At 69.5% G+C, this 13,494-nt stretch carries 11 protein-coding genes; 9 read left to right on the top strand and 2 right to left on the bottom strand.

Annotated features, from left to right (window positions below):
- Positions 1 to 52 precede the first annotated feature (52 nt).
- From JHE00_RS11605 to JHE00_RS11580, 6 genes are all read left to right on the top strand, one after another.
- On the top strand, positions 53 to 331 hold the full coding sequence (locus JHE00_RS11605; protein ID WP_200317758.1) for a glutaredoxin family protein: 279 nt from the start codon (positions 53 to 55) through the stop codon (positions 329 to 331).
- A 97-nt stretch (positions 332 to 428) separates the two neighbouring features.
- The gene (locus JHE00_RS11600; protein WP_372440444.1) at positions 429 to 2,249 is read left to right on the top strand and encodes an FAD-dependent oxidoreductase; all 1,821 of its coding nucleotides are present in this window, start codon (positions 429 to 431) and stop codon (positions 2,247 to 2,249) included.
- Between the two features lie 168 nt (positions 2,250 to 2,417).
- Positions 2,418 to 2,909 carry an NADH-quinone oxidoreductase subunit NuoE family protein gene (locus JHE00_RS11595; protein WP_200317754.1) on the top strand — a complete coding sequence of 164 codons (492 nt, stop codon included), beginning with the start codon at positions 2,418 to 2,420 and terminating at the stop codon, positions 2,907 to 2,909.
- A complete protein-coding gene (locus tag JHE00_RS11590) occupies positions 2,906 to 4,456 on the top strand; it encodes a formate dehydrogenase beta subunit (RefSeq protein ID WP_200317752.1) in 1,551 nt (516 codons plus the stop codon). The genes JHE00_RS11595 and JHE00_RS11590 overlap by 4 nt, the downstream gene beginning before the upstream one ends.
- Before the next feature lie 4 nt (positions 4,457 to 4,460).
- Positions 4,461 to 7,271, top strand: coding sequence for a formate dehydrogenase subunit alpha (gene fdhF, locus JHE00_RS11585; RefSeq protein ID WP_200317750.1), 2,811 nt, complete (start codon positions 4,461 to 4,463; stop codon positions 7,269 to 7,271).
- A 7-nt stretch (positions 7,272 to 7,278) separates the two neighbouring features.
- Complete coding sequence (locus tag JHE00_RS11580; RefSeq protein WP_200317748.1) at positions 7,279 to 7,488, top strand: formate dehydrogenase subunit delta; 210 nt, start codon at positions 7,279 to 7,281, stop codon at positions 7,486 to 7,488.
- A gap of 15 nt (positions 7,489 to 7,503) precedes the next feature.
- Here JHE00_RS11580 and JHE00_RS11575 read toward each other — a convergent pair whose 3' ends face one another.
- A complete protein-coding gene (locus JHE00_RS11575) occupies positions 7,504 to 7,956 on the bottom strand; it encodes a nitroreductase family deazaflavin-dependent oxidoreductase (RefSeq protein ID WP_200317746.1) in 453 nt (150 codons plus the stop codon).
- A 131-nt stretch (positions 7,957 to 8,087) separates the two neighbouring features.
- Between JHE00_RS11575 and JHE00_RS11570 the strand changes: the two genes are divergently transcribed.
- Together JHE00_RS11570 and JHE00_RS11565 are read left to right on the top strand one after the other, a co-directional pair.
- Positions 8,088 to 8,780: a TetR/AcrR family transcriptional regulator gene (locus JHE00_RS11570; protein ID WP_200317739.1), complete on the top strand. Its 693-nt coding sequence runs from the start codon at positions 8,088 to 8,090 to the stop codon at positions 8,778 to 8,780.
- 59 nt (positions 8,781 to 8,839) lie between these two features.
- Positions 8,840 to 9,274, top strand: a complete 435-nt coding sequence (locus tag JHE00_RS11565; RefSeq protein ID WP_200317737.1) for an OsmC family peroxiredoxin — start codon at positions 8,840 to 8,842, stop codon at positions 9,272 to 9,274.
- Positions 9,275 to 9,347: 73 nt separating this feature from the next.
- Here the strand turns inward: JHE00_RS11565 and JHE00_RS11560 are convergent, their stop codons facing one another.
- Positions 9,348 to 10,517, bottom strand: coding sequence for a beta-ketoacyl synthase N-terminal-like domain-containing protein (locus JHE00_RS11560; RefSeq protein WP_372440443.1), 1,170 nt, complete (start codon positions 10,515 to 10,517; stop codon positions 9,348 to 9,350).
- 198 nt (positions 10,518 to 10,715) lie between these two features.
- Here JHE00_RS11560 and JHE00_RS11555 point away from each other — a divergent pair, with 198 nt between their 5' ends.
- Positions 10,716 to 13,481: a sensor domain-containing protein gene (locus JHE00_RS11555; RefSeq protein WP_200317735.1), complete on the top strand. Its 2,766-nt coding sequence runs from the start codon at positions 10,716 to 10,718 to the stop codon at positions 13,479 to 13,481.
- Positions 13,482 to 13,494: the final 13 nt, after the last annotated feature.

The following is a 13,494-nucleotide window of genomic DNA, read 5'->3' as shown; positions in this document are numbered from 1 at the left end:
GCCTCCTCGACCGCGGCCGTGGCGCGCCGACGATGTCATTAAGGTGGGTTCCGTGGGTACGACCGAGATCGAGTTCTACTGGCGGCCAGGCTGCCCCTTCTGCTCCATGCTGCGCAGCTCGCTGGAGGGCAGTGGCCTTCCGGTGCGCGACGTGAACATCTGGGAGGAGCCCGATGCCGCAGCACGCGTGCGCGCGGTCGCGAACGGCAACGAGGTGGTGCCGACCGTGTTCGTCGGCGAACACGCGCTGGTGAACCCGACGATGAAGGAGCTGATCGCGCTGGTCCGCGCCGAGGCTCCGCACCTGCTGGAAGCCCCCGAAGCGACCTAGCACGGCTGCGCGGGAGGGTGCCGCAACCACTGCAACCCCCTGCAACCCTTGTCGTCGCCACCGGCTGCCGCCGACAGTGGAGTTCTCACAGCACGCACTGTCGCGACTTGCTGGATCGGAGGCTCCGTTGACGACCGACCTCACCACCCGCGCGGACACCTGGCTCACGGCCTTTCAGGACGCACTCGCCGCCCGCGACGTCGAAAGAGCGGTCTCGCTATTCGCCGAGGACTGCTACTGGCGCGACCTCGTCTCGTTCACGTGGAACCTGCTCACCGTCGAGGGCCGCGACGCCGTCGCCGACCTGCTCCGCAACACCCTCGAGCACACCGATCCGCACGACTTCGCGCTCGTCGGTGAGCCCACCGAGGCCGACGGCGTCACCGAGGCGTGGCTGTCGTTCGAGACCGCGACGGGCCGCGGCACCGCCCACGTCCGCCTCGTCGACGGCAAGGTGTGGACCCTGCTGACCACGCTCGACGAGCTCAAGGGCCACGAGGAGCCGCGCAGGACCTCGCGGCCGAAGGGCGTCGAGCACGGCGCCGACCGCAAGCGGGTGACCTGGCTCGAAAGGCGGGAGTCCGAACAGGCCGAACTGGGCTACGCGACCCAGCCCGAGGTGGTGGTGATCGGCGGCGGCCAGGGCGGCATCGCACTGGGAGCGCGGCTGCGCCAGCTCGGCGTGCCGACGATCGTCGTCGAGCGCAACCAGCGGCCCGGTGACTCCTGGCGCAGGAGGTACAAGTCGCTCGCACTGCACGATCCCGTCTGGTACGACCACCTGCCTTACCTGCCCTTCCCCGACAACTGGCCCGTCTTCGCCCCCAAGGACAAGATCGGCGACTGGCTCGAGATGTACGCACGGGTCATGGAGCTCAACTACTGGGGCTCCACGACCGCGCGCTCGGCGGCCTACGACGAGCGCGAGCAGCGCTGGTCACTCACCGTCGACCGCGACGGCCAGGAGGTGACCCTTTCTCCGCGCCAGCTGGTGTTCGCGCTCGGCGTCTCCGGCAAACCGAACGTGCCCGTGCTGCCCGGCCAGGAGAAGTTCCTCGGCGACCAGCACCATTCGTCGCAGCACCCCGGCCCCGACGCCTACGCGGGCAAGAAGGCCGTGGTGATCGGCTCCAACAATTCCGCGCACGACATCTGCGGGGCACTGTGGGAGGCGGGAGCCGAGGTGACGATGGTGCAGCGGTCGTCGACGTGCGTGATCAAATCCGACTCGCTGATGGAGCACGGGCTCGGTCCGCTGTACTCCGAGCGGGCCGTGGAGTCCGGTGTGGACACCCGAACGGCAGACCTGATCTTCGCGTCGCTGCCGTACCGGATCATGAACGAGTTCCAGAAACCCATCTACGACACGATCCGCGAACAGGACGCCGGCTTCTACGAGAAGCTGGAGCGCGCCGGGTTCGAGCTCGACTTCGGCGACGACGACTCCGGTCTGTTCATGAAGTACCTGCGCAGGGGCTCGGGCTACTACATCGACGTCGGCGCTGCGCAGCTCGTCGCCGACGGCAGCGTGCGCCTGGTGAAGGGGCAGGTCAGTGAGCTGACGGAGCGCGAGGTGGTGCTCGAGGACGGCACGCGGCTGGAAGCCGACCTCGTCGTCTACGCCACGGGCTTCGGTTCGATGAACGGACTTGCCGCCGACATCGTGGGCGAGCAGGTGGCCGACCGCGTCGGCAAGGTGTGGGGACTGGGTTCCGGCACCACCAAGGACCCGGGCCCGTGGGAGGGCGAGCAGCGCAACATGTGGAAGCCCACGCAGCAGCAGGCGCTGTGGTTCCACGGCGGCAACCTGCACCAGTCGCGGCACTACTCGCTCTACCTCGCACTGCAGCTCAAGGCCCGCGCCGAGGGCATCCCGACCCCGGTCTACGGCCTGCAGTCCACGCACCACACGTCCTGAGCAGCCGGATGTGCCGCTGCCCGGATTTCGTTCCGGGCAGCGGCACCGTCGAGTTCCCGGGCTGAACGATGCGTTTCGCGGGCGGGCCGTGGAACGTAGGCTTGTTGTCTACGTCACCGCACGGGTACGATCACCGGTGTATACCGTATACATCAAGGAGGCTGCGGTATGTCGATCGACAGCGCCGGTACTTCGGTCGCGGAGCGGGTACGAGCCGTGATCGAGGCGCACAAGGGCGATCGGGGAGCCCTCCTGCCCATCCTGCACGGCATCCAGGCGGAGTTCGGCTACGTCGACCCCGAGGTGGTGCCCGTACTGGCGAACGAGCTGAACATGAGCCGCGCCGACGTGCACGGCGTCATCACCTTCTACTCCGACTTCCGCTCCGAACCCGCGGGAACGACCACGGTGAAGCTCTGCCGCGCCGAGGCGTGCCAGTCGGTGGGAGCCGAACAGCTGGTGGCCGACGCCGAGCAGGTGTTCGGCGTGAAGCTCGGGCAGACGACGCCGGACGGCTCGGTGACGCTCGGCCAGGTGTTCTGCCTCGGCAACTGCGCACTCGGGCCCGCGGCCCAGATCAACGGCCGGATGTACGGCCGCATGGACCGGTCCCGGCTGGTCGAGTTGCTGGTGCGAGCCGAAGGTGGCGAGAGCGCATGATCACCGTCTACGTCCCCAGGGACTCCGCCGCCGTTTCCGTGGGCGCCAACGAGGTGGCCGCGGCCATCCAGCGCGAGGCGGACGGCACGCCCATCCGGCTCGTGCGCAACGGCTCGCGCGGCATGTTGTGGCTCGAGCCGTTCGTCGAGGTGGAGACCGAACGGGGGCGAGTCGGCTACGGGCCGGTGACCCCCGAGGCGGTGCCCGGTCTCGTCGCGGGCGGGCTGTTCGAGGGCGCGCCGCACGAGCTGTGCCAGGGCGTTGTCGACGAACTGCCGTGGATGCGCGACCAGCAGCGCCTGTGCTTCGCGAGGGTCGGCGTGATCGACCCGCTGTCCACCACCGACTACGAGGCAGGCGGCGGTCTGGCGGGCCTGCGCAGGGCGCTGGAGCTCGACCCCGCCGACGTGGTCACGGAGGTGACCGACTCGGGCCTGCGCGGCCGCGGCGGCGCGGGATTCCCGGCCGGCATCAAGTGGAACACGGTGCTGAAGACCGACGGGCCGCTGAAGTTCGTGTGCTGCAACGCCGACGAGGGCGACAGCGGCACGTTCGCCGACCGCATGCTGATGGAGGGCGACCCGTTCTGCCTCATCGAGGGCATGACGATCGCCGCGCACGCCGTTGGCGCGAGCGAGGGCTACGTCTACGTGCGCTCGGAGTACCCGGACGCGGTGAACACGCTGCGCAGGGCCATCGACATCGCCTACGCCCACGGCTGGCTCGGCGAGAACGTGCTGGGCTCAGGACTGTCGTTCGACCTCTTCGTGCGCATGGGCGCGGGTGCCTACATCTGCGGCGAGGAGACCTCCATGCTCGAGAGCCTGGAGGGCAAGCGAGGCATGGTGCGCTCGAAGCCGCCGATCCCCGCGATCACCGGCCTGTTCGGCAAGCCGACCGTGGTGAACAACGTGCTCACCCTGGCCAGCGTGCCGACGATCCTCGCCGAGGGCCCCGAGCGCTACGCGGGACTCGGGGTGGAGCGCTCGCGCGGCACCCAGGTGTTCCAGCTCGCGGGCAACATCGCCCGCGGCGGCGTCTTCGAGACGGCGTTCGGCATCTCGCTCGGCACGCTCGTCAACGATTACGGCGGCGGGACCCGGTCCGGCCGCCCGGTCAAGGCGGCTCAGGTCGGCGGCCCGCTCGGCTCGTACGTGCCGACCTCGCAGTTCGACCTGCCCACCGACTACGAGGCGTTCGCGGCCGCCGACGCGATGCTCGGTCACGGCGGCGTCGTTGTGTTCGACGACACCGTGGACATGGCGGCGATGGCGCGGTTCGCGATGGAGTTCTGCGCTGAGGAGTCCTGCGGCAAGTGCACGCCGTGCCGCGTCGGCGCCGTGCGCGGGGTCGAGGTGATCGACAAGATCACCGGCGGCCAGGACCGCGACGGCAACCTCGCCGTGCTGAACGACCTGTGCGAGCTGATGACCGACGGGTCGCTGTGCGCGATGGGCGGGCTCACCCCGAACCCCGTGCGCAGCGCGCTCGCGCACTTCCCCGACGACTTCATGACGAACAGCGCCAACCACGAGGAGGCGAAGTAGCACCATGGGTCTGTTGAAGGAACACGACTTCGGCACGCCGCCCCAGCCAGGGCCGGCGTCCGTCACCGTCGAGATCGACGGCGTGCCCGTGGCCGTTCCCGAGGGCACCTCGGTGATGCGGGCCGCCGCCCAGACCGGGACGGACATCCCGAAGCTGTGCGCCACCGACAGCCTCGAGGCGTTCGGGTCGTGTCGCCTGTGTCTCGTGGAGATCGACGGCAAGAAGGGCACCCCGGCCTCGTGCACCACGCCGGTCGCCGAGGGCATGAAGGTGCGCACGCAGACGCCGAAGCTCGAGAAGCTGCGGCAGGGCGTGATGGAGCTCTACATCTCCGACCATCCGCTCGACTGCCTCACGTGCGCCGCCAACGGCGACTGCGAGCTGCAGGACATGTCGGGCGTGGTCGGGCTGCGCCAGGTGCGCTACGGCTACGAGGGCGAGAACCACCTCGACGCACCGAAGGACACCAGCAACCCGTACTTCGACTTCGACGCCTCCAAGTGCATCGTGTGCTCCCGCTGCGTGCGCGCGTGCGGCGAGGTGCAGGGCACGTTCGCGCTGACGATCGAGGGCCGCGGCTTCGACTCCAAGGTCTCGCCGAGCGCGAACGACCTCTTCATGGACTCCGAGTGCGTCTCGTGCGGCGCGTGCGTGCAGGCCTGCCCGACGGCGACGCTGCAGGAGAAGTCCGTCGTCGAGCTCGGCATGCCTACGCGGTCGGTGCTCACGACGTGCGCCTACTGCGGCGTCGGCTGCTCGTTCAAGGCCGAGCTGCGCGGCGACGAGCTGGTGCGCATGGTGCCGTACAAGGACGGCGGCGCCAACGAGGGCCACTCGTGCGTCAAGGGCCGCTTCGCGTTCGGCTACGCGACCCACCCCGACCGTCAGCTGAACCCGATGATCCGCGAGCGGATCACCGACGAGTGGCGCGAAGTGGACTGGGAGACCGCGATCTCCCACGTGGCCGAGAAGTTCCGCGACATCCAGGCGCGCCACGGCGTCGGCTCCATCGGCGGCATCACGTCGTCGCGCTGCACCAACGAAGAGGTCTACGTGGTGCAGAAGCTGGTGCGCGCGGCGTTCGGCAACAACAACGTCGACACGTGCGCCCGGGTCTGCCACTCACCGACCGGCTACGGACTCAAGCAGACGTTCGGCACCTCGGCGGGCACGCAGGACTTCCGCTCGGTCGCCGAGGCCGACGTGATCGTGGTGATCGGCGCCAACCCGACCGACGGGCACCCGGTGTTCGCCTCGCGCATGAAGCGCAGGCTGCGCGAGGGCGCCCAGCTGATCGTGGTGGACCCCCGGCGCATCGACCTGGTGCGCTCGCCGCACGTCGAGGCCTCCCAGCACCTCCAGCTCGCGCCCGGCACCAACGTCGCGATCGTCAACGCGCTCTCGCACGTCGTGGTCACCGAGGGCCTGGTGGACCGGTCGTTCGTGACCGACCGCTGCGAGGAGTTCGACGAGTGGGCCGAGTTCATCGCCCGCGAGGAGAACAGCCCCGAGGCCACCGAGTCGATCACCGGTGTCCCCGCCGAGCAGGTGCGCTCCGCGGCGCGGCTCTACGCGAGCGCCGGCAACGGTGCGATCTACTACGGCCTCGGCGTCACCGAGCACAGCCAGGGCTCGACGATGGTGATGGGCATGGCCAACCTCGCGATGGCCACCGGCAACATCGGCCGCGAGGGCGTCGGCGTGAACCCGTTGCGCGGGCAGAACAACGTGCAGGGCTCGTGCGACATGGGCTCGTTCCCGCACGAGCTGTCCGGCTACCGGCACGTGTCCGACGAAGCCGTGCGCGAGGTGTTCGAGAAGCTGTGGGAGCGCCCGATCATCCCGGAGCCGGGTCTGCGGATCCCGAACATGTTCGACGCCGCGGTGGACGGCTCGTTCCTCGGCCTGTTCGTGCAGGGTGAGGACATCGCGCAGTCCGACCCCAACACTCAGCACGTCAACGCCGCACTGTCGGCGATGGAGCTGGTGGTGGTGCAGGACCTGTTCCTCAACGAGACCGCCAAGTTCGCGCACGTGTTCCTGCCGGGCACGTCGTTCCTCGAGAAGGACGGCACGTTCACCAACGCCGAGCGGCGCATCAACCGCGTGCGGCCGGTGATGACCCCGAAGACCGGCAAGGACGAGTGGCGCGTGGCGTGCGAGATCGCGCAGGCGATGGGCTACGACATGAGCTACGAGCACCCGCGCGAGATCATGGCCGAGATCGCGGCGGTGACGCCGACGTTCGCTGGCGTCTCGTTCGACAAGCTCGACAAGCTCGGCAGCGTGCAGTGGCCGTGCAACGACAACGCGCCAGAGGGAACACCGACCATGCACGTCGACGGCTTCGTGCGCGGCAAGGGCCGGTTCGTGCGGACGCCGTTCGTGGCGACGCGGGAGCGCAGCACGCGCAAGTTCCCGCTGATCCTCACCACGGGCCGCATCCTGTCCCAGTACAACGTGGGAGCGCAGACGCGGCGCACCGCCAACGTGGCGTGGCACCCGGAGGACGTGCTGGAGATCCACCCGCACGACGCCGAGGAGCGCGGCATCTCCAGCGGCGACGAGGTGACGCTGACCAGCAGGGTCGGCACCACGACGTTGCGCGCGGAGATCGCCGACCGGATGCCGGTCGGGGTGGTCTACACGACGTTCCACCACCCGGTGACGGGCGCGAACGTGGTGACCACGGAGAACTCGGACTGGGCCACGAACTGTCCGGAGTACAAGGTCACCGCGGTGCAGGTCGGGCTCAGGCATCCGGTGGAGCGGCACGAGGCCGCGCGTGACGAGGAACCGGCACTCGCGGATTAGGAGCGCAATGACCAGCACCATCTCGCCCCAGGTCCGGATGGCCAACGACATCGCCGTGCAGTTCGAGCACAAGGACGCCGACGAGGCGGCCGAGGAGATCGCCGCGCACATCCGGATGTTCTGGGACCCGAGGATGAAGTCGGAGTTGCTCCGCCTCGCCGGGTCCGAGCCGTCGTCCTTCGAGCCGACGGCTCTGGCCGCGGCGAGGCGGCTCTGAAGGCTCGGGGAACTCTCAAGGGATACGGAAGACCGGGAAGCCGGGGGCGACGCGCAGCAGCTCCGCCTCCGGCGTCTCGGCGTTGATGTCGCCGAAGAACGCGCCCACCTCCCACGCCCACTTCTTGAGGTAGGCCCTGATGACCGGCGGCTTGTCGGCGTCGGCGAGTTCGACGGGCCTGATCGTCTCGACCCGCTTGCCCACGCGCAGTTCGGCCTCGCCGGCGGCGCGGACGTTGCGCACCCACTGCGTGTGGCCCCTCGGCGCGACCAGGTAGCGCTCGCCCTCGTGGGTCAGCACGTTGACTGGCACCGATCTCGGCTCGCCGCTCTTGCGGCCCTTGACCGTGAGCAGTCTGCTGCCCGCGACGCTCACGCCGAGTCCGGTCAGCCTGCCGACGAGGCGGTTGAAGGCATCGCCGAGCCTGCCGCTGCGGAGGTAGCGCTTGTCGTCGTACTGGGTTCCCATCGTCGTCTCCTCGATCCGATTTTCGAGAGCGGTGCTCTCTGTTGAGATCAGTGAACACGGATCGGGAGATCGAGTCAAGAGCAGTGCTCTCGAATTTGTGCACCGATCTCGCCACTGGCAGACTGAGCCGTATGCCAGCACACCGGACGGCGAGGGAACGAGCACGCGCCGAGCTCACGGCGGCCATCAAGGACGAGGCACGCAGGCAGTGCGGCGAGCGCGGAGCCGACGGGTTGTCGCTGCGCGCCGTGGCCAGGGAGCTCGGGATGGTTTCCTCGGCGCTCTACCGCTACTTCCCCAGCCGCGACGACCTGCTGACAGCGCTCATCATCGACGCCTACAACGACATGGGCGCCGCTGTGGAGCAGGCCGCGGAGCAGCACGAGCACCCGCGCGAGCGCTGGCGCGGCGCCTGCCACGGGCTGCGCACCTGGGCACGCACCCACCCACACGAGTACTCCCTGCTCTACGGCACCCCGATCCCCGGCTACCAGGCCCCGCAGGACACCGTCAGCGCCGCGAGGCGCGTCCCCGCCGTGCTCCTCGCCGCCGTGAGCGACGGGTGGAAGGCAGGCGAGGTGGAGGCTCCGTTCGCGGCACCCGAGCTGTCCCCACTGCTGCGCGAGCAGATCGGCGTCGTCGGCACGGCGCTGGCCCCCGGCGTACCGGAGGAGGTGCTCGCGCGGACGATGATCGCCTGGTCACAGCTGTTCGGCATGGTCGGCTTCGAGCGCACCGGCCACTTCGTGGGCTCGGTGGATCCCGCCGACGAGTTCTTCACGTACGCGGTGGAACAGATGACCCTGTTCGTGGGACTGAGTTGAGCGGATACGCGCCTATCGTCGAAGTGGTCAGCGAACGATCCGCGACGAAGGGAGCCGACATGGTCAGCCGCGACGCCACCACCCACTGGAGCGGTGGGCTCAACTCCGGCAAGGGCACCGTCACCCTGGACTCCTCCAACGCCGGCCAGTTCGACGTCTCGTTCCCACGCCGCGTCGGCGACCCCGAGGGCCAGTCCAGCCCCGAGGAGCTGATCGCGGCGGCGCAGTCGTCGTGCCTGGCGATGAACCTCTCCGGAGTGCTGGAGAAGGAGGGCCTCTCGCCGACCTCCATCGACGTGAGCGCCGAGGTCACCCTCGGCCCCGCCGACGGCGGCCTCGCGATCAGCGCCATCGACATCACGCTGCGGGCGAAGGTCGACGGGGTCGACGCACAGAAGTTCACGGAGCTGGCCACCACCGCCAAGGACACGTGCCCGGTGAGCAAGGCGCTCACGGGCACCACGATCACCCTCGACGCCGCGCTGAGCGGCTGAGCGGGCGAGACGGGCTGGACCGTTGGAGCCGGTGACCGGTATCCGGGGCACACACCGGTCACCGGCTCCGAGGTCACGCCGAGGCTGGGGCGAGCACGACCACCGAGTTGTGACCGCCCATTCCGAGCGAGGACTTCACCGTGAGGCGGCCGTCCAGCGCGAACTCACCGTGCCGCAGCTGCGGGTGCGCCTCCGCCACGACCGGCGGCGCCGGGATGCTCCCGCGTTCGTAGCCGAGCGCGGCGACGGCAACCTCGACCGCCGACGCCGCGCCCTGGCAATGCCCCGTCAGCGGCTTCATCGAGTAGATGCCCGTGTCCGGCGTGAACAGCTCCTCGAGGATCGCCGCCTCCACCCGGTCGCACTGCGCCGTGCCGGGACCGTGGGCGTTGACGTAGCCGACCTCCGACGCCGCGACGCCCGCGTTGTCCAGGGCGTCGGTGAAACAGCGCCGCACCTCGCGGTACTCCGGATCGATCGACGTCACGTGGTACGCGTCGTGTGACATCGCGCCACCGAGCGTGACCGCGTAGGGCGCGTCGGAGGAGTTGGAAAGAACCATGCCGACCGAGGCCTCACCCATGACGAACCCACTGCTGCCCTCCTGGAACGGCCTGCAGCAGTCGAGCGGCTCCCGGTCCGTCACGACCACCCCGAGATCCCTGAAGTGCAGCACGTTCTCCGGCGTCAGCGAGAGATCGGTGGCGACCAGCACCACGTCGTCGACCACGCCCGCGTCGAGCCACGCCTTCGCCGTGAGCAGTCCCGCGTTGCCGGACGCGCACATCGCGGACACGTTCATGGCGGGCCCGTGGAATCCGTGCTCCCGCATGAACGTCGACATCGGGGTGGAGGGCATCAACGCCAGATAGTCGCGTGGCCGTAGGTACCCATTCTCCGGACCGTAGAAATCCTTCCAGAGATATGTCTCGCCGAGCACGACGGCGTGCAGCAGACCGACCCGGCGTCCCGGCGTCCAGCCTCGGCCCTTCGCGTCCTCGATCGCTTCCCGCGCGGCAGCGCGCATCGCCCTGGCGAACCGACCGCGGCCGTCGGCGGGATCGCCGCCCTCCGGAACCGCGGCGATCCAGGCGGACTCGTTCCGGTACCGGCCGTGTCCGCCGGTCAGCGAAGCCGCGGGCTTGCCGGAGATCAGCCCGTCCCAGAGCATTTCCCGGCCCCAGCCGTAGCCGGTCACCGCACCGATGCCGCAGATTTCGATTCCATTTGACGCGTCCTTCACCTTGCTCACTTTCCTACCTTCCGTTGTGGGGACAGACGGCGGCACGGGGCGTTCTCGACAAAGCCGTCTACTTGTTCTGACGGCGAACGGGCGCGTCCGGGATGCCGGGTTCGCGAAGTCGTTGCCGAATCCTGCTGTTCGCAAGGGGCCGAAACCGTGCTCTAATCGGGGTGCCCAGCACTCGCGGATGGACGGGACATGGAGGCGCGAACGAACGCAGCTGTAACCAGCGGCTACGAACCGCACCACGAGATCGTCGCCGATCTGGCACTCGCTGCCGGGGCGTCGGCCATGTGGTCGATCGACCTCGTCGACGACGACGTCACGTGGTCCGCGGGCCTCGCAGCCATCCTCGGTCTGTCCGAGCCGGGTGACGACGAGATCCGGCGCACACTCCTGGACCTGATCTCACCCATCACCACGGCTGTGCACGAGGTGTCCGAGTGGGATAATTTCGAACTCGAGCAATGCGTCGAGACGCCGGAAGGCGACGTCAGATGGATTCGGTTCCTGGCCAGACCCCAACCCGGCGGCGACCCCGCCGGACTGCTCGGGATCGCGGCGGACGTGACTGAGCGCCGCGGCAGCGAACAGGAACTGGCCGACCTCGCCGAACGGTACCGGCTGCTCGTGGAGCTCAGCCCGGACGCGATCTGCGTGCACGAGGCGGGCAGGCTCGTCTACGTCAACCCCGCCGCCGTGCGGTTCGTCGCGGCCGAGTCGGCGGACGACCTGGTCGGCAGGCCGATCACCGACTTCGTCGACCCCACGTCGGTGCCAGAGGTGCTGCGACGGATCAAGAGGCTGGGCATTCCCGGCGCCACGTCGGAGCCCTCCGAGGCCAGCCTCAAGCGCTTCGACGGCGAGTCGATGCTCGTCGAGTCGGTGTCGGTGCGGACCACCTGGCAGGGCCGCCCCGCATTCCAGGTCATCATGCGCGACGTCACGGCGCAGAAGACGGCCGAGGCGGCGCTGCACTACCAGGCCGCGCTGGTGTCGCACGTCAGCGACGCGATCATCGCCACCACCGCCGACGGCATCGTGACCAGCTGGAATCCCGCCGCCGAAACGGTGTACGGGCACAGCACAGCCGTGGCGATCGGCCAGGACGTCAGCGGACTGGTCGGCGCTCCGCTCGACCCCGAGGCGATCGTGGCGGCAGGCGGCGTCACCGAGGCGACGCACCACCGGGCCGACGGCTGCGTGCTGGCCATCCGGGTGTCCGCGGCCGAGATGAGCGAGGGTTACGTGCTCGTGTGCGCCGACGAGACCCCGCGCAGGCGCGCGGAGCTGCGGTACAGCACGGTGGTGGCCGCGCTCGACGAGGGCGTGCTCGTGGTCAGCGCGGACGGGCTGGTGGAGACCGCGAACCCGGCCGCGATCCGGATACTGGGACTGCCCGGAACGGCGCTCCTCGGCACGTCACCCACGCGGTTCCCGCTGTACAGCGATTCGGGCGCGCGGCTCAGCACGACGCAGTACCCATTCGCGCAGGTGCTGGCCACGGGCGTCCCGCAGAACGGGCGCGTACTGCGGCTGCAGCGGCCCGACGGGCAGTGCGTGTGGCTGTCGATGAGCTGCCGCCCGCTCGACCCCGACGCGGCACCGCCGTCGGCCGTGGTCACCTCGTTCACCGACATCACCGAGCGCAGGGCCATCGGCGAACGGCTGGCCCACGACGCGACGCACGACCCGCTCACCGGCCTCGCCAACCGCACGCTCGTGCTCCGGCGGCTCGCCAGCGCGCTGGCCGAACCGGACCGCGAGGGACTGGCGTGCGTGCTGTTCGTCGACCTCGACAAGTTCAAGCTCATCAACGACTCGCTCGGGCACAGCACCGGCGACAAGGTGCTGCGCGTGGTCGGTCAACGGCTGCGGCACTGCGTGCGCTCGACCGACCTGGTGGGCAGGCTCGGCGGGGACGAGTTCGCCGTCGTCACCTTCGACGTCTCGGGCGACACCGGCATCCGCTCGCTGATCGGGCACCTGCGCTCGTCGCTGACCAGGCCGATCGGGCTCGACGGCAGGCAGCTGCGCGTCGACGCGAGCGTCGGCATCGTCACGGCGCGGCCGGGCGACCCGCGCTCGGCCGAGGATCTGATCCGCGACGCCGACGTCGCGATGTACGAATCGAAGACCCGGGGCCGCGGCCGCTACGAGTTCTTCGACGTCGAGCTGCGCGAACGTGTGCAGCGGCAGCTGCGGCTGGAGCAGGACCTGCGCGAGGCCGTGGTGGACGGCCAGCTGTGGATGGCCTACCAGCCGGTGGTGGAGCTGAGGTCGCTGCGCACCGTGGCCGTCGAGGGCCTCATGCGCTGGCACCACCCGACGCACGGCGCGATCTCGCCGGTGGAGTTCATCCCGCTCGCCGAGGAGAGCGACCTGATCAACCTCATCGGCGACTACATGCTCAGGACCACCACCGAGGAGATCGCCAGTCAGCGGGCGCGGCGCGGCCTCGACACCCGGCTGACCGTGAACCTCTCCGCGCGCCAGCTCGACGACGCCGCGCTGGTGCCGACCGTGGAGGAGGCCCTGGTCCGCACGGGGTTGCCGCCACAGACGCTGTGCCTGGAGATCACCGAGAGCGCGCTGATGCGCGACCCGAAGTCCGCAGGCGACGTGCTCACCGCGCTGCGGGAGCTGGGCGTGCGGCTCGCGATCGACGACTTCGGCACCGGCTACTCCTCGCTCGCCCAGCTGTGGCGGCTGCCGCTGGACACGTTGAAGATCGACCGCTCGTTCGTCACCGGGCTCGGCAAGCCCGGCAAGTCCGAGGCCGAGGCCATCATCAAGGGCATCGTGACGATGGCGCACAGCATGGGACTGAGCGTGATCGCGGAGGGCGTGGAGACCGACCGGCAGCTCGAGATCCTGCGGGAGCTCGAGTGCGACCAGGCGCAGGGCTACCGCTTCAGCAGGCCGGTCAGCGCCGGGGAGCTGTTCCCCAGGATGACCGCGTAGCTCTCACGGCAGT

It is taken from the genome of Prauserella cavernicola (genome assembly GCF_016595675.1).
In the GTDB taxonomy this organism is placed as follows: Bacteria; Actinomycetota; Actinomycetes; order Mycobacteriales; family Pseudonocardiaceae; genus Prauserella_A; species Prauserella_A cavernicola.
This window is presented reverse-complemented; position numbering and strand designations above follow the sequence as displayed.